Origin of the sequence: Methylobacterium sp. OAE515 (genome assembly GCF_041806315.1) — a bacterium.
In the GTDB taxonomy this organism is placed as follows: Bacteria; Pseudomonadota; Alphaproteobacteria; order Rhizobiales; family Beijerinckiaceae; genus Methylobacterium; species Methylobacterium tardum.
Genome location: NZ_JBGMUV010000001.1, coordinates 5,891,972 through 5,907,938, shown reverse-complemented (window position 1 = coordinate 5,907,938; position 15,967 = coordinate 5,891,972). Strand labels below are relative to the sequence as shown.

General features: G+C 69.0%; 12 protein-coding genes. 3 read left to right on the top strand and 9 right to left on the bottom strand.

The window, feature by feature from the left end; genetic code table 11:
- Positions 1-73: 73 nt before the first annotated feature.
- From ABIE45_RS28835 to ABIE45_RS28820, 4 genes are all read right to left on the bottom strand, one after another.
- Positions 74-1,756: a cation acetate symporter gene (locus ABIE45_RS28835; RefSeq protein ID WP_192708070.1), complete on the bottom strand. Its 1,683-nt coding sequence runs from the start codon at positions 1,754-1,756 to the stop codon at positions 74-76.
- Positions 1,753-2,124 carry a DUF485 domain-containing protein gene (locus tag ABIE45_RS28830; RefSeq protein ID WP_192708071.1) on the bottom strand — a complete coding sequence of 124 codons (372 nt, stop codon included), beginning with the start codon at positions 2,122-2,124 and terminating at the stop codon, positions 1,753-1,755. The genes ABIE45_RS28835 and ABIE45_RS28830 overlap by 4 nt, the downstream gene beginning before the upstream one ends.
- A 139-nt stretch (positions 2,125-2,263) precedes the next feature.
- Positions 2,264-4,210 carry an acetate--CoA ligase gene (gene acs, locus ABIE45_RS28825; protein WP_192708072.1) on the bottom strand — a complete coding sequence of 649 codons (1,947 nt, stop codon included), beginning with the start codon at positions 4,208-4,210 and terminating at the stop codon, positions 2,264-2,266.
- 283 nt (positions 4,211-4,493) lie between these two features.
- Positions 4,494-6,992 (bottom strand): sensor histidine kinase, encoded by a 2,499-nt coding sequence (locus tag ABIE45_RS28820; RefSeq protein ID WP_373622777.1) that lies wholly within the window; start codon positions 6,990-6,992, stop codon positions 4,494-4,496.
- Between the two features lie 223 nt (positions 6,993-7,215).
- Between ABIE45_RS28820 and ABIE45_RS28815 the strand changes: the two genes are divergently transcribed.
- Complete coding sequence (locus ABIE45_RS28815) at positions 7,216-7,704, top strand: phasin (protein ID WP_192708073.1); 489 nt, start codon at positions 7,216-7,218, stop codon at positions 7,702-7,704.
- Between the two features lie 130 nt (positions 7,705-7,834).
- Positions 7,835-8,206, top strand: coding sequence for a hypothetical protein (locus ABIE45_RS28810; protein ID WP_192708074.1), 372 nt, complete (start codon positions 7,835-7,837; stop codon positions 8,204-8,206).
- 92 nt (positions 8,207-8,298) lie between these two features.
- On the opposite strand, the gene ABIE45_RS28805 is transcribed toward ABIE45_RS28810, so the two are convergent.
- The 5 genes from ABIE45_RS28805 to ABIE45_RS28785 all read right to left on the bottom strand — a co-directional run bounded on the left by ABIE45_RS28805 (position 8,299) and on the right by ABIE45_RS28785 (position 13,001).
- Positions 8,299-8,946: a L,D-transpeptidase gene (locus tag ABIE45_RS28805; RefSeq protein WP_192708075.1), complete on the bottom strand. Its 648-nt coding sequence runs from the start codon at positions 8,944-8,946 to the stop codon at positions 8,299-8,301.
- A gap of 130 nt (positions 8,947-9,076) precedes the next feature.
- Positions 9,077-9,895 (bottom strand): transglutaminase family protein, encoded by an 819-nt coding sequence (locus tag ABIE45_RS28800; protein ID WP_192708076.1) that lies wholly within the window; start codon positions 9,893-9,895, stop codon positions 9,077-9,079.
- A gap of 67 nt (positions 9,896-9,962) precedes the next feature.
- On the bottom strand, positions 9,963-10,892 hold the full coding sequence (locus ABIE45_RS28795) for a transglutaminase family protein (RefSeq protein ID WP_192708077.1): 930 nt from the start codon (positions 10,890-10,892) through the stop codon (positions 9,963-9,965).
- Positions 10,893-11,114: 222 nt separating this feature from the next.
- Complete coding sequence (locus ABIE45_RS28790) at positions 11,115-11,657, bottom strand: response regulator (RefSeq protein ID WP_192708134.1); 543 nt, start codon at positions 11,655-11,657, stop codon at positions 11,115-11,117.
- 177 nt (positions 11,658-11,834) lie between these two features.
- Positions 11,835-13,001, bottom strand: a complete 1,167-nt coding sequence (locus ABIE45_RS28785; RefSeq protein ID WP_192708078.1) for a transglycosylase SLT domain-containing protein — start codon at positions 12,999-13,001, stop codon at positions 11,835-11,837.
- 230 nt (positions 13,002-13,231) lie between these two features.
- Here ABIE45_RS28785 and alaS point away from each other — a divergent pair, with 230 nt between their 5' ends.
- The gene (alaS, locus tag ABIE45_RS28780) at positions 13,232-15,910 is read left to right on the top strand and encodes an alanine--tRNA ligase (RefSeq protein WP_192708079.1); all 2,679 of its coding nucleotides are present in this window, start codon (positions 13,232-13,234) and stop codon (positions 15,908-15,910) included.
- Positions 15,911-15,967: the final 57 nt, after the last annotated feature.

Here is a 15,967-nt window from a genome sequence, read left to right as displayed (position 1 = left end):
GCGGGTGTGCCGGAAACGACGAAGGGCGCGGCTCACGCCGCGCCCTCCACCTGTTTGATGCTTCGACTCTGGGTCAGTGTGCGTGCGCGCCCGAAGCCCCGATACCGGTCTCGGAGCGCACATACTGCGCCTCGAACGCGGCCCGCTCGCGGTGGGCCCGGCGGGACTTGTCCATCAGCGACACGACCCAGATCGTCGCGAAGGCCAGCGGCATCGAGAACAGCGCCGGGTTGTCGTAGGGGAACAGCGGCGCCGGGTTGCCCAGCGTCGTCACCCACACGGCCTTCGACAGCACCACCATGATCACGGCGGCGAGCAGGCCGACGAGACCGCCGGCGAGCGCGCCCCAGGTCGTGGTGCCGCGCCACAGGATCGACATGGCCAGCACCGGGAAGTTGCAGCTCGCCGCCACCGCGAAGGCGAGGCCGACCATGAAGGCGACGTTCTGGTTCTCGAACACGTAGCCGAGGTAGATCGCCACGATGCCGATCACCACCGCCGAGATTTTCGAGAGGTTGACCTCGTGCTTCTCGGTGGTGCGCCCGCGGGCGATCACCTGGGCGTAGAGGTCGTGGCTGATCGCCGAGGCGCCGGCCAGCGTCAGGCCCGCCACCACCGCCAGGATGGTCGCGAAGGCAACGGCCGAGATGAACCCGAGGAAGTAGGGGCCGCCGACCGCGTTGGCGAGGTTCACCGCCACCATGTTGGTGCCGCCGATCATGTCCTTCAGCTTGTCGAAGGTCCCGGCCGCGCCGAGCTTGAAGTAGCTCGGATCCGACATCAGCAGGGCGATGCCGCCGAAGCCGATGATGAAGGTCAGGATGTAGAAGTAGCCGATCAGGCCGGTGGCGTAGAACACCGACTTGCGCGCCGCCTGGGCGTCCGAGACCGTGAAGAATCGCATCAGGATGTGCGGAAGGCCGGCGGTGCCGAACATCAGGCCGACGCCGAGCGAGATCGCCTCGACCGGGTTCGACACGAGACCGCCCGGTGCCATGATGGCGTCGCCCTTCGGATGGACCTGCACGGCGCTGGCGAACAGCACCTCCGGGTTGAAGCCGTACTTCAGCAGCACCGCGCCGGCCATGAAGGTCGCGCCGCCCAGGAGCAGGCAGGCCTTGATCACCTGCACCCAGGTGGTCGCCTTCATGCCGCCGAAGGCGACGTAGACGATCATCAGGACGCCGACGATGATCACCGCGTACAGGTAGGGCAGTCCGAACAGGAGCTGGATCAGCTTCCCCGCGCCGACCATCTGGGCGATCAGGTAGAAGGCCACCACCACCAGCGTACCCACCGCCGAGATGATGCGGATCGAGGTCTGGTCGAGGCGGAAGCTCGCCACGTCGGCGAAGGTGAACTTGCCGAGGTTGCGCAGGCGCTCGGCGATCAGGAACAGCACGATCGGCCAGCCGACCAGGAAGCCCGTGGAGTAGATCAGCCCGTCGAAGCCCGAGGTGTAGACGAGGCCCGAGATGCCGAGGAACGAGGCCGCCGACATGTAGTCGCCGGCGATCGCCAGCGAGTTCGTGCCGGCCGAGATGCCGCCGCCGGCCGCGTAGAAGTCGGCGGCCGATTTGGTGCCCTTGGCCGCCTTGTAGGTGATGCCGAGCGTCAGCAGCACGAAGAACAGGAACATCAGGATGGCCGGCCAGTTCGTGGCCGATTGCGCCACGGCGCCGAGATCCGGGCCGGCGGCGTAGGCGGCGCTCGCCGCGATCACGGCGAGCGTCAGGCCGAGGAAGAGGCGGCTCATCGGGCGACGCTCCGCTTCAGGGCGTCGCTCAGCGCGTCGAACCGGGTGTTGGCCCTGGCCACGTAGACGCCCGTGAGCGCGAAGGCGAACAGGATCACGAACACGCCCGCGAACAGCCCGAGGGATGCGGTACCGCCGACCTTCACGGCGAGCAGCGACTTGTCGAAGGCGATCAAGCCGATGAAGCCGAAATAGACCACCAGCATCAGGCCGGTCAGGATCCAGGCGAACCGGGTGCGCTCGCCGACGAGCTGCTGGAATTCCGGGGTCCGGGCGATCCGCTCGACCTGCGGATCGACGTCGGTCCCGAGTGGTCGTGCTCCTGGGGGCGCCGTGCGCCCTCGCAGGTCGAGTGTCGTGCCGCTCATGGCTGTTCCTCCCGCGAGGGCGCTCTCTGGCCCTCCGGTGCATCGCGTTGATGGTTTGTGGTTCTTGTTGGAGGCGGGCGCCGGACCGGCATCCGCCTCGGTTTGAACCCGCTCCGCCGGTCCGGCGGCGCGGATGCGATCAGGCCCGGTTCTGCCGGTTCTCGATCAGGTCGTCGACCACGGCGGGCTCCGCCAGGGTCGAGGTGTCACCGAGCGAGCTGAAATCGTCCTCGGCGATCTTGCGCAGGATGCGGCGCATGATCTTACCCGACCGGGTCTTGGGCAGGCCCGGGGCGAACTGGATCAGGTCGGGGGAGGCGATCGGCCCGATATCCTTGCGGACCCAGGTCACGAGCTCCTTGCGCAGGGCGTCGTCACCCTCCTCACCGTCGTTGAGGGTGACGTAGGCGTAGATGCCCTGGCCCTTCACGTTGTGCGGGTAGCCGACGACGGCCGCCTCGGCGACCTTCGGGTGGGCGACCAGCGAGGATTCGACCTCGGCGGTGCCCATGCGGTGGCCCGAGACGTTGATGACGTCGTCGACCCGGCCCGTGATCCAGTAATAGCCGTCGGCATCGCGCCGCGCGCCGTCGCCGGTGAAGTACTTGCCCGGATAGGTCGAGAAGTAGGTCTGCTCGAAGCGCTCGTGATCGCCGTAGACCGTGCGCATCTGGCCCGGCCAGGAATCCGCGATGCACAGGTTGCCTTCGCAGGCGCCTTGCAGGACCTTGCCCTCGGCGTCGACCATCTCGGGCGTCACGCCGAAGAACGGCCGGGTTGCCGAGCCGGGCTTGAGCGCGGTCGCTCCCGGCAGCGGGGTGATCAGGATGCCGCCGGTCTCGGTCTGCCACCACGTGTCGACGATCGAGCAGCGCTTGTCGCCGACCACGTTGTAGTACCACTCCCAGGCTTCCGGGTTGATCGGCTCGCCGACCGAGCCCAGCACACGCAGCGACTGCCGCGAGGTCTTCTTCACCGGTCCCTCGCCGCCGCCCATCAGCGAGCGGATGGCGGTCGGAGCCGTGTAGAAGATGTTAACTTTATGCTTGTCGATTACCTCCCAGAACCGGGAGGTCGACGGATAGGTCGGGATCCCCTCGAACATCAGCGTCGTGGCGCCGTTCGCGAGGGGGCCATAGACGATGTAGCTGTGGCCGGTGACCCAGCCGACATCGGCCGTGCACCAGTACACGTCGCCTTCGCGATAATCGAAGACGTATTCGTGCGTCATCGAAGTGTAGACCAGATAACCGCCCGTGGTGTGGACCACGCCCTTCGGCTGGCCGGTCGAGCCCGAGGTGTAGAGGATGAACAGCGGGTGCTCGGCCTCCACGGCCGTGGCCGGGCACTCGTCGGTCACCTGCTCGGCGGCCTCGTCATAGTAGACGTCCCGGCCCGCCTCCATGGCGACGCTGCCGCCGGTGCGCCGGACCACAACCACGTGGTCGACGAGGTCGGTGCCGATGCGCTTGATCGCCTCGTCGACATTGGCCTTGAGCGGCACCTTGCGGCCGCCGCGCAGGCCCTCGTCGGCCGTGATCACCAACTTCGAGCCGCAGCCCTGGATGCGCGAGGCGAGGGAATCCGGCGAGAAGCCGCCGAACACGATCGCGTGGATCGCGCCGAGCCGCGCGCAAGCGAGCATCGCGTAGGCGGCCTCCGGGATCATCGGCAGATAGAGCGTGACCCGGTCACCCTTGCCGACGCCGCGGTTGCGCAGGACGTTGGCCATCCGGCAGACCTGCGCGTGCAGCTCGCGATAGCTGATGTGCTTGGACTCGTCGGGATTGTCGCCTTCCCAGATGATCGCCGTCTGATCGCCGCGGCTCTCCAAGTGGCGGTCGATGCAGTTATAGGCGACGTTGGTCGTGCCGTCCTCGAACCACTTGATCGAGACTTTGCCCGGCTCGAAGCTGGTATTCTTGACGCGCGTGTACGGCGTCATCCAGTCGATGCGCTTGCCGTGCTCGCTCCAGAAGGTGTCCGGATCGGAAACCGACGCCTCATACATCTGCCGATACTTGGCATCGTCGACGTGAGCGCCCTCACGCCACGCAGCCTGCACCTCGATGACCCTGCCTTCCATGGCGTTCCATCCCTGTTTTGGTGCCCGATCGTATCGCGGTGAGTGCCGCGCAGCCAGGACTTCCAAAGTAACGTAGCCTACATTCTACGATGACGGTATCATCGTCTTTCCGCTCGCGCGGACGTCGGTTTTGCTGAATAAATTGGGCGCAATGTAAGGGGCTGATTGAAGCTTCGACGATGCCCTGTCAAGCCGAGTTGAAGGGTCGTGATGCGATCGGCCGCCGCGTGTTTTCCACGCCTGGCAACGGGCTCGGCGCGATGACCTCCCCCGGTGCCCGGCCTCAGCCATTCGCCGCCCGGCGGATCGGCATGATGATCTCCACCAGCGTGCCGTCCTCGGGCCGGGCCGACAGCTGAAGGCGACCGCCATTGGCCTCCACGAGGGCGCGGGGCAGGGCGAGCCCTTCCTCGACATCCCCTTCGGGATCCGCGGTCCTTGCCGACGCGGCGCCGGTGTCGCGGACCCGAAGGGCCACGGCTGTCCGCTCCGCGGCGCCGGTGGAGACGATGATCTGGCCTCCCGCGGTCGAGCGCCGGATGGCGTGCTCGATCACCAGGGAGGCCGCACGGCTGACGGAGCGCTCGTCGGCCTCCAGATCCTCCAGGTCGGAGGAGAAGCTCGTTCGCACGACGATGCGCCCGCGGGCGGCCTGGCCTTGGAGCCGCGCGACGCACCCGGCCGCGACGTCGTTGAGGTCGAGCGGACGCGGCTCGAGCTGCAGGGATCCGGCCTCGACGGCGGCGAGGTCGAGAAGCTTGCCGACCCGCTGCAGCATGGCCTCGCCGGACGCCTTGATCTCCGCGAGGCAGCCGCGATAGCGCGCGTCCCCGAGCGGACCGAACGGCTCCTTCAGCATCGCGTCGGCGAGGTCGAGCATGCCGGTCAGGGGTTCGCGGAACGCTTGATCCAGGCGGGTCAGGGCGGCGCCCCGGTTTCCGCCGAGCGCGGCGGCCCGATCCTCCGCGACCGGCGGCGGAGCAGGCGGAGGGTGAGACGATGGCGCGGGCGCCGGTTCCAGGATTGCGACCCGACAGCCATCGTCCCGCATCGCTTTGATGTCGAGGATCAGGGTCGCGCCGGCGAGGGAGACTGGACGCAACCCCTCGGACCCGCCGCGCAGAAGATCGGCAACGGCCAACACGCTGTCCCGGTCGAACAGGGCCACGAAGCTGCCTCCGACCACCTCGCGGGGATCGCAGCCGAGCATGGCGGCGGCCGCGCGGTTGACCGCGACGACGCGGCCCGCTCCGTCGAGCGTGACGATCCCCGACGTGAGTGCGTCGAGCGCCGCCTCGGCGCTCGCCGTGCGCTCCGCCTGCGCCGCGCGCGCCAGGCGCTCGGCCGCGAGCGCGCCCGCCACATCGGCTTCTTCGAGCGGCCGCACGATCAGGCAGGTCGCCGGCGCGCCGGCCCACGCGCAGGCGCCGCTCAGCGCCTCGACCGGCTGAGTGCCTCCCTCGGCCGTCGTGACCGCTGTCCGGCGTGCGGTTGGCTCCTCCGCCTGCGCGTAGCCCGGCAGCAGCGCGCCGAGACTGGTCGCAACCAGGGCTGCCAGATTGGCGTATCCCGTCAGCGCGAGGAACCTGCCGTTCGCCGCCAGGATCGTGTCGGCGCGATGGATGAGCGCCGGAAGGGGGAGGCCGGTGAGAATCTCGGTGCCGGGCACCGGCGCGGTCGCGGCGTCGCGCGGTTCCGCGAGGCCGGGCTGCGCTCCGGGAAATGGCATGACGGCGCCGCTTTCCGGCTTCCGAGCTTCCGTATCAGGCTCCGCTTCATCGCCCGCGTAACGCGCGCCCAGCGCCCGGGCGATCTCCCGAAACGCGGCATGCTCGTCCGTCGACAGCGGAGCCGGCACGGGGGCCGGATCGGCGATGTCCGCAGTCTCGGGCTCAGAGGCTGGAGGCGCCGGAACCGGTGTGGTCGGCGCGACCTCGACCCGCCTCGCGATCTCCGCAGCCGTGTCCTGCGGAGTTGGGCTTGAGGCTTGCTGAGGAAAGGCTCGGATCAGGCCGAATCCGCCGAAGCCCGAGAACGCCGCATCGCCGCGCCCGAGCGGGGCGCCCGAGAGCTCGACCCGGACAGGGCCGCCGGCGGTCTCGAGGACGGCCGACTCGCCGCGGAAGGTGCGCCGCTCATGCAGAGCCGTGAGCATCCCCTCGGCACCGGAGACGCGGCCGGCCGCGGCGAGCTCGTGCCACTTTCGGCCGACGAGGCCCGCCAGGACCTCAGGACCGTTGAGCGCGGTCAGCGTACCCGATTCATCCATCCGCCACAGGAAGCGGTCGTCCCGCGGGAGCGCTGGCTCGGGCGCCGCAGCGGCAGGCGGCCGTTGCGGCGCCGGTTCCGCCTCCGGCTGAGCCGAACGAATCCGAGGCACCGCAACCGGCGCTGTCGCGGCGACCAGGATCACGGAGTCGCTGGACCCGTGATCGTGGCGGGCCAGCCAGCAGAGCACGGGGGGCGCGATCCGGCGTGGATCGAGGCGCAGGCGGACGAGTCGCGGCGCGGTATCCGTCGGCGCCGTTGCCACGATCTGCCGGATCAATCCTGCCACGCTGGCGTCGCCGAGGGCGTCCGCCAGGAGGAGGGCGTTCGGGGAGGCGTGCACGATCCGCCCGGCTGCGGCATCGATCACCAGATGAACCGGATCCCGCGCGCCAAGGGCCGCGGCCAGGGTCGGCATGCCCTGCCAGGCCGCGAAGGCGGCGGCGAGCTGAGGCTCGGCTGATCCGGCAGTCGGTATCAGTGTCGTCTCCAAAGCCCGCGACCTCGAACTCACACGCCCGTCCCTGTTCCCCGACCCCGTTTGCCCGAGAAACGCCCGCGATCGAAGCCCTATTGTAAACTCCTTCGCGCCGCGACGCTGGATTCTCGGCGCGACCGTCACACGTTTACGTCATGTCAACCTTAACGCCGGTGGCTCGGGTGGCATATGGTGGCGAATCAGATATTTTGCACTGCACAAAGCGCCATCCACAGACGAAAACGAGAGGAGACGAAAGATGAGCAACCCTCCGAACTACGAAGTCCCGACCGAAATGCGCGATTTCGCCGAGAAGAGTGTCGAGCAGGCCCGCAAGGCGTTCGACAGCTTCATCGGTGCTGCCCGCCGCACGGCCGACACGGTGCAGGGTTCGGCCGAGCTGGCGCGGAGCAACGCTCTCGACGCCTCGTCGCGCGGCTTCGAATACGCTGAGCAGAACGTGAACGCCGCGTTCGACCTCGCGCAGAAGCTGGTCCGGGCGAAGGACATGCAGGAGGCCATGCAGCATCAGGCCGAGTTCGTCCGCAGCCAGTTCGCCGCCATTCAGGCACAGGCCAAAGAGTTCAGCGGCCTCGCCCAGAGTGCGATGCAGCAGGGGGCCGAGCGCGCGAAGTCGGCCATGCAGCAGGGTGCCGACGAGGCGCGCAAGGCCATGGAGCAGGGCCAGGACGCCACCAAGCAGACCGCCCAGAACGCTCAGGACGCCGCCGACCGCGCGACGCACTGAGCATCCCGTCACCGAACGGGGCCGCGGCCCGCCCTCGACCCCGGGGGCGGGCCGTCTCGTTTTCGCCCGTATTGCCGCCGAGAGCCGCCGGGCGGACGCGATGGGTCCGCGTCGAGCGAAGGGTTCAGGCATGCGCCTTACTGTCTCCGGCCGATCCGGCCTGCGTGGTCCTGTCCGTTTGACGATCGCCGCGCTGGCGCTCGCGGCTGTCCTGCCCGGGCCGGGTGCCCGCGCCCAGTATGTCGAGGGCCCCGGCTACGGTGGGCCGCCCGCGGGCTACGAGGATCCGGGCTACGAGCGCGGCTACCGCCGGCCGCCCCGCCGGGCGGAGCGTGCGCCGGTCGGCTTCAACTGCGATGCCGTGCAGCAGGGGCTCACCGGGCCGAAGCCGTTCTCGTGTCCTCTGCCCGGCCCGCGTCCCCTCGGCGTGCGCTGCTTCTGCGACCTGCCGATCGCCTCCTTCAGCCCGGCGCAGACCGCCGTCGGCCGGGTCGTGCCGTGATCTGAGCGCGAACGCAGGCGGCCGCGCCATCCGATCCGGACGACGCGGCCGCTGTACTTCCTGCCGGGCTATACGGGCCCGGTCGGATCCGATCAGTTCAGCACGACGACTTTGGCGCCGACCTTCACGCGCTCGTAGAGATCGGTCACGTCGTCGTTGGTCATCCGGATGCAGCCCGACGACACGGCCTGGCCGATCGTGTCCGGCTCGTTGGAGCCGTGGATGCGGTATTCGGTGTGGCCGATATACATGGCGCGGGCGCCGAGCGGGTTCTCGATGCCGCCGGCCATGTAGCGCGGCAGATCGGGACGACGGGCGATCATGGCCTTCGGCGGCGTCCACGACGGCCACTCGCGCTTGGCCGTGATGGTGTTGGTGCCGCTCCAGCTGAAGCCCGGGCGGCCGACGCCGACGCCGTAGCGGAGCGCCTGGCCATTTCCGAGCACGTAGTACAGGCGGCGCTCGGCGGTGGAGACCACGATCGTGCCCGGCGCATAAGGGGCGTTAAACGCCACGACCTCACGGGGGATCGGCTGGACCTGTGCCTGCGGTGCGGCCTGCACGCCCTGGCCGTATCCCGGCGCGTACGTGCCCTGGTAACCGTACTGTCCCTGGTCCGAGTAGTACTCGTCGGCATTGTCGGTGCCGAAGGGATCGTACGACGAAGCGGCGAGTGCCGGAGTCGCGGCAAGAACAGCCACGCCGAGGAGCGCGCCGAGTGCGGTGAGCGAGGTCTTCATGGATGGCCTGCCTGTGCAATAACCTTTGCCATTACAAGCGTGAGCATAGCCAAGCAGTTCCACGCACGCGCCGACATTTTGATGGACGGCGGAATACGTATGGGGGCTGACCCGTGCGACGGGCGGCCGCTCAGGCCACCTCGTCGGTGTGGACGTCGAACCGCGCGAGATGGGCGAAGCCGAAATTCGTCGCGATCGCGCAATCGGTTGCGTCCCGTCCGCGGGCCATGACGATGCGACCGATCCGCGGCCGATTGTGGCGCGCGTCGAACGTGTACCAGCGCGGGCCATCCGGACCGTCGAGATAGACTTCGAACCACGCCGAGAAGTCCATCGGGGCGGGATCCTTCGGCACGCCGATATCGCCGAGATAGCCGGTGGCGTAGCGCGCCGGGATGTTCATGCAGCGGCAGAAGGCGATTGCGAGATGCGCGAAGTCCCGGCACACGCCCTCGCGTTGCATGAAGCCATCATGCGCCGTCCGTGTCGCGTCGGCGCGCTGATAGTCGAAGCGGATGCGCTCGTGCGTGTAATCGACGATCGCCTGAACCCGCCCCCAGCCTTCCGGTGCGGCGCTGAACAGAGACCACGCCGTCTGCGAGAGCTTGTCGGTATCGCAGTAGCGCGAGCCCAGCAGGTAGACCATCACGTCATCGGGCAGGTCCTGCACCGGGATCTGCTGGGCCTCGGGCACGACGAGGTCGGGCTCTCCGGTGTCCTGGACGGTGAAGTCCGCCGAGATGAGCAGCTGCCCCGGCGGCGCGACGATGCGGTGGCAGATGTTGTCGAACGAGTCCCGGTATTCGTGTGCGGTGAGCGGCGGATCGAAGGCGATCGCCTGTGGGCTCAGGAGATCGGCCAGCCTGCTGGGATGGATGCTCAGCATCAGGATCATCGGGGTCGGCTGAGACAGCGTGAAGCCGATGTCGAAACCTGTCCTGATCTTCATCTCGGCCATCTCGTCGTGTCGCCATTCGCGCGGGATCGCCACGCACGCTCGTACTGGGTCCGGGAGCTCAACGCGCCAGAGGCAGCGGCGAACCTTGAAATGTGCGTGTCGTCGCCGCGTCGACGGGCAGCTCGATCACGTCGACCTCGACCTGCATGCCGAGATCGTCGCTCGCCAGTCCGAAGAAGGAGCCGTGCAGGGGGACCGCCTGCGCCGGGTCGCGGGTGACGGCCACGCGGATCAGGTCGCGGTTGCCGACGATGCCGTTGGTCGGATCGAACTCGACCCATCCAGCGCCCGGCAGGTAGACCTGAAGCCACGCATGGGTGGAGCCGCCGCCGACGTGGCGGGCCCGGTCGTTGCGGGGATTGTAGAGGTAGCCGGACACGAACCGCGCGGCCATGCCGAGCGCCCGCACGCCCTCCATCATCAGAACTGCGAAATCACGGCATGAGCCGCGCTTGCTGCGCAGCGTGGTGAGCGGATCCTGCACGCCCTTTTCGGAGCGGGCGAGATAGGTGAAGTTCGCGCGCACGCTGCGCGTCATCGCAGCCAGCAACTCCTGCGTGGGGATCCGCCCGTCCGCCGGTAGGAAGCCGCGCGCCCAGGCATCGATTTCGTGACGCGCGTCCGGCCATTGCCGCTCGATGGAGCGGGACAGGTCCGGCATGTCCTCGGCGCCGTAGCCGAACGGGTAATGGGTCGCGTGCGGGGCGAGGGGGAAGATCGGCGCGTGCTCGGGCGTGTGTTCGAGGGTGATGCCGCAGGCGAAGGTGAGTGCCTCCGCGCGGGTGTCGAAGGCCGCCACCGCCACGCAATTCCCGAAGACATCGAACATCCAGCGGAGCGAGGACGGCTCGGGATCTATATCGAGGGTCGCCTCGATCAGCCGCTGGTCGTAGCTGTCGCGGGGCCGAAACATGATCCGGTGCTCGCCGAACGCGACCGGACGCCGATAACGGTAGACCGTTCGGTGGCGGACGGAGAGGATCGGCACCTTCGCAGACTCCGGGCTCGCACCGATGCGGATTTCGGCCATGCAAGGGCCGGGCCCAGCGCCATGCGCCTTCGATGCATGGCCGCGCCGATCGCGGTGATGGCCCGCCGCTGGCGCACGGTCCGCGCCCATACTCTGGGCCTCCAGATACCGCGCTAGCTTCTCGATCCCGGACCTACAGCGCGACGTCGCCGAGCGAGTTTCGGCTGTGCGCCTCGTCCGTCAGAGGACCGGCGGCGCCGGCTCCGCGGCCGCGCGCTCGGCCTCGACCAGCACGTCGAGCGCACGCCAGGGCTTGGCGATGAAGACCGCCTCGGATGGTAGCTCAGGACGTCCCAGGCCGTGTCCGGACGTGACCACCAGCCGGGCTCTCGGCCACAGGGTCGCCACCGCTCGGGCGAGTTGAAGTCCGTCCATCTCACCGGCCAGCCGGATATCGGCGAAGACCAGGGCGACGTCTCCGCCCCGCGCCTGAAGGACCGACAGGGCCGCCTCGGCGCTGTCGCAGCCCACCACCTCGAGTTCCGTCTCTTCGAGCAGGGTTTCTGCCAAGGCGCGAACCTCGGGATCGTCCTCCACGACCAGGGCGACACGCGGCACTTCGCTTGCCGGGGCCGTCGCCGCGCCCGAGGCCTCTTGCGCGGTGGTGGCATTCTCCGTCTGGCGGACGCGGCGCACCAAGGCGGCGAGGTGCTCCGGGATACCTTCGGAGACCAACTCGTCATAGAACGAGGCGAGTGTCTGCCCGATCTGATCGAGCGGGATACCCGGAGACAGCGTATCGGTGAGCGGTAGGAGCCCGCTCGTCTTTTGCTTTTTCAAGGACTCCCCCCGAAGTCATCCTTTGCGCCCGGCGGACATGCGGCGCACAGGGAGGAAAGTCGGCAATCCGCCGCTGGTTGCGCGCCAGCGCCCGAAACGGGCCGCGGCCTCACAGAGGCGTTACTGCGTCGCGGTCCCGGCCTCGGCATCGGCGTAGGCCATGATGCCCGAGACGGCGCGGACGTTCTGGTAGCGCGATCCGCGGGTGCTCATCATCGCCTCGAACTTCTCGTGGACCTGCGCCACCGACAGGCTCAGCGGCTTGCGGTGACGGCCGCGCCCGACGAAGCGGCCGGCGGCGAAGAAGATCGAGCGGTTGGCGCGGGCCGGCCCCGGGAGCAGGGCAGCGGCGGCGGCGGCCGGCTTGTTCACGACGTTGGCGAGGAACTCCCCCGCGTCGTCCGGTCCCAAGAAGTGGGCAAGGTAGACCTCGCCGAGCGTGAGTTCGCGTCCGATGCGCAGGGCGATGCGGGCCGCGTCGCGCTTGAGCATCTCGCCGGCCATCAGGGCCGACAGATAGGGGTCGCGGCGCATTTCCAGCACCCGAACACGCTCGGCCGGATCGGTGATCACCGGCCGATCGTTGGCGTCCGACGCGATCAGCGCCGCCTCCTTCTCCAGCCCGTACTTGGCGCCGAAATCGCGCACCACGCCGAGCCAGGTGCGCTCGATGAACTGGTAGAGCCCAGTGGCCGAGGAGGTCTTGGCCTGGACCGCGGTGACGAAGCTCGACTCCTTGTCGGCCACCGCCATGAGCAGGACCGGGTCGGTCTGAACGGCCTGGGCGGCGCGCACGATCGTCTGCACAAGGTGGCGCCGGATCTTCATCGGCCCGAATTCAAGGATGTCGTTCGGGTCGCCGCCCGAGCTTTCCGAAAGCAGGAAGTCGTAGGAGACCCGGTCCACCGTGTTGGAGCCGATATCGGTGTCGAGATCGTGCACGGGCGCGAAGCTGGCTGCGGCGCGCAACGGAGTCTGCTCGAGCGTGTCGTTCAGGGCAACGGTGTGGATCCGCGGCCGCGGCATCGGCAACTCGGTCGCCGCCTCCGCGGTCGAGACCGCCGGGGAAAGGCCGACCTTGCCGAGGTCGACACCCGAACCGATCAGAGCCGCGCTGAGGCCGCCGGCGATCAGTGACACGGTCAACAGCGAGCGGAACAGCGCGGGGCGGCTGCCATGGGCGCGGCCCAGCATGGGCTGGGCGGCGATCACGTCGGCGCTGCCGGCGCCGAAATGGCCCTGCTTGCCGGTGATGGTCCTCGGCGATCCGACCGTGCGGCCCTGCATCGTTATCCCGACTCTCCACACGCCGCGACGGCGCTACGGACTCACCATCGCTTGACAGATGTGGCGACAACACGGCCGTGCTTGTGGCCGAGTTGCGGCGTCCCAGGGCGAATTCACGGCAGGCCGCCCGTGACTCGCGCGGGATCCCTCCTTAAGAGGGCGCCATGCGGGCGCCGCGCGGAGGACGCGCGGCCGCCCTTTCCCTGTCTGTCCTGCCAGAGTCAGCCCCGATGAGCGGCGTCAACGAGATCCGGTCGACCTTCCTCGACTACTTCGCCAAGGCTGGGCACGAGGTGGTGTCCTCGTCCAGCCTCGTGCCGAAGAACGATCCGACGCTGATGTTCACGAACGCCGGCATGGTGCAGTTCAAGAACGTCTTCACCGGGATGGAGAGGCGCGCCTACGATCGGGCGACGACCGCGCAGAAATGCGTGCGGGCCGGTGGCAAGCACAACGACCTCGACAATGTCGGGTACACGGCGCGCCACCACACATTCTTCGAGATGCTCGGCAACTTCTCGTTCGGCGACTACTTCAAGGACCGGGCGATCGAGCTGGCCTGGACGCTGATCACAAAGGAGTTCGGCCTCAAGCCGGACAAGCTCCTCGTCACCGTCTACGCCGATGACGACGAGGCCGCCGGCCTGTGGAAGAAGATCGCCGGCTTCTCCGATGACAAGATCATCCGGATCGGGACCTCGGACAATTTCTGGCAGATGGGCGATACCGGCCCGTGCGGCCCCTGCTCGGAGATCTTCATCGACCAGGGCCCGGCGCTTCAAGGCGGCCCGCCCGGCTCTCCGGACGAGGACGGCGACCGCTTCCTCGAGTTCTGGAACCTCGTGTTCATGCAGTACGAGCAGCTGGAGCCGGGCGTCCGCAACCCGCTGCCGCGGCCATCGATCGACACCGGCATGGGCCTGGAGCGCATGGCGGCGATCCTCCAGGGCGTGCACTCGAACTACGACACCGACCTGTTCCGGGCGCTCATCGACGCCGTCGCGCACGCGGTCTCGCGAGCGCCCGAGCCGGCGACGATGGCGTCTTACCGGGTGATCGCCGATCACCTGCGCGCCGCGTCCTTCCTGGTGGCCGACGGCGTTCTGCCGGGTAATGAGGGCCGCGGCTACGTGCTGCGCAGGATCATGCGCCGGGCCATGCGCCACGCCGAGATCCTCGGCGCCCGCGAGCCCACCATGTTCCGCCTCGTACCGACGCTGGTGCGCGAGATGGGCCAGGCCTATCCGGAACTGATGCGGGCCGAGAGTCTGATCGCCGAGACCCTGAAGCTGGAGGAGACCCGCTTTCGCCGGACCCTGGAGCGCGGCCTGTCGATCCTCGATGCCGAGAGCCGTGACCTCAAGGATGGCGACAAGCTCTCCGGCGAGACCGCCTTCACCCTCTACGACACCTACGGCTTCCCCCTCGACCTGACGCAGGACGCCCTCAAGGCCCGCGGCATCGGCGTGGACACCGACGCCTTCGCGGCCGCGATGCAGCGCCAGAAGCAGGCGGCCCGCGAGGCCTGGAAGGGCTCGGGCGAGGCGGCCACAGAGACCGTCTGGTTCGGCCTGCGCGAGCGCGTCGGGGCCACCGAATTCCTGGGCTACGAGACCGAGACCGCCGAAGGTATCATCACCGCACTGTTGCGCGACGGCGCCGAGGTGCGGAGCCTGGAGCCCGGCCAGACCGGCCTCGTCCTCGTGAACCAGACGCCGTTCTACGGCGAGTCGGGCGGGCAGGTCGGCGATACCGGTCTGATCCTGACGCCGGGCGTCCGCGCGCGGGTCACCGACACCCAGAAGAAGCTCGGCGACGTCGTCGTCCACCACGTGACCGTGGAGGAGGGGAGCCTCAGCCTCGACCAGCCGGTGGAGCTGAAGGTCGACCATGCCCGTCGCAAGGCGATCCGGGCCAATCACTCGGCCACCCACCTGCTGCACGAGGCGCTGCGGCAGGTGCTCGGCGACCATGTCGCCCAGAAGGGCTCGCTGGTCAGCCCCGAGCGTCTGCGCTTCGACATCAGCCATCCGAAGCCGATCGAGGCGGAGGAACTCGCCCGGGTCGAGGACATCGCCAACGCGGTGCTGCTCCAGAACGCGCCGGTCGTGACCAAGCTGATGGCGGTGGACGACGCCATCGCGTCGGGCGCCCGCGCGCTGTTCGGCGAGAAGTACGGCGACGAGGTCCGGGTGGTCTCCATGGGCTTGCCGGTCGATGACGCGGCAGCCCAGGGGAAGCCGAAGAACTTCTCCGTCGAGCTCTGCGGCGGCACCCACGCCGCGCGCACCGGCGACATCGGGGCGATCACCGTCGTGGCGGAAAGCGCCGTGGGCGCCGGCGTTCGGCGGATCGAGGCGCTGACGGCCGACGCCGCGCGTCACCACCGCGCCGAGGAGGCCCGGACGCTCGCGGCGCTGGCCGGCATCCTCAAGGCCCCGGTCTCGGAGGTGCCCGATCGTCTCACCGCTCTGATGGAGGATCGGCGGCGCCTGGAGCGTGAGCTGGCCGAGACCCGGCGCAAGCTCGCCATGGGCGGCGAGGGCGGACCGGGCTCAGGCGCGCAGCAGACCGAGATCGGCGGCGTGGCGTTCCGCCGCTCGGTGGTCGCGGGGCTCGACATGCGCGATCTCAAGCCGATCGTCGACGAGGAGAAGAAGCGCCTGGGCTCCGGCATCGTGGCCGTGGTCGGCGTCGCCGCCGACGGCAAGGCGGGGCTGGTGGTCGGCGTCACCGACGACCTGACCGAACGCTACGACGCGGTCGGGCTGGTTCGGGCCGGCGCCGGCGCGCTCGGCGGCAAGGGCGGCGGCGGGCGGCGCGACATGGCGCAGGCCGGCGGCCCGAACGGGGCCGGGGCGGAGGCCGCCCTCGACGCCGTCGCGCAGGCCCTCACCGAAGCCGCCTGAGGTCTCTCAACCTACGCGAGGGCCGCACCGTCGCCGGTGCGGCCCCGGATCAGGCGA

Coding starts and splice junctions, on each gene's coding strand:
- ABIE45_RS28835 (WP_192708070.1), bottom strand. CDS start 1,756: ATGAGCCGCCTCTTCCTCGGCCTGACGCTCGCCGTGATCGCGGCGAGC.
- ABIE45_RS28830 (WP_192708071.1), bottom strand. CDS start 2,124: ATGAGCGGCACGACACTCGACCTGCGAGGGCGCACGGCGCCCCCAGGA.
- acs (WP_192708072.1), bottom strand. CDS start 4,210: ATGGAAGGCAGGGTCATCGAGGTGCAGGCTGCGTGGCGTGAGGGCGCT.
- ABIE45_RS28815 (WP_192708073.1), top strand. CDS start 7,216: ATGAGCAACCCTCCGAACTACGAAGTCCCGACCGAAATGCGCGATTTC.
- ABIE45_RS28810 (WP_192708074.1), top strand. CDS start 7,835: ATGCGCCTTACTGTCTCCGGCCGATCCGGCCTGCGTGGTCCTGTCCGT.
- ABIE45_RS28805 (WP_192708075.1), bottom strand. CDS start 8,946: ATGAAGACCTCGCTCACCGCACTCGGCGCGCTCCTCGGCGTGGCTGTT.
- ABIE45_RS28800 (WP_192708076.1), bottom strand. CDS start 9,895: ATGAAGATCAGGACAGGTTTCGACATCGGCTTCACGCTGTCTCAGCCG.
- ABIE45_RS28785 (WP_192708078.1), bottom strand. CDS start 13,001: ATGCAGGGCCGCACGGTCGGATCGCCGAGGACCATCACCGGCAAGCAG.
- alaS (WP_192708079.1), top strand. CDS start 13,232: ATGAGCGGCGTCAACGAGATCCGGTCGACCTTCCTCGACTACTTCGCC.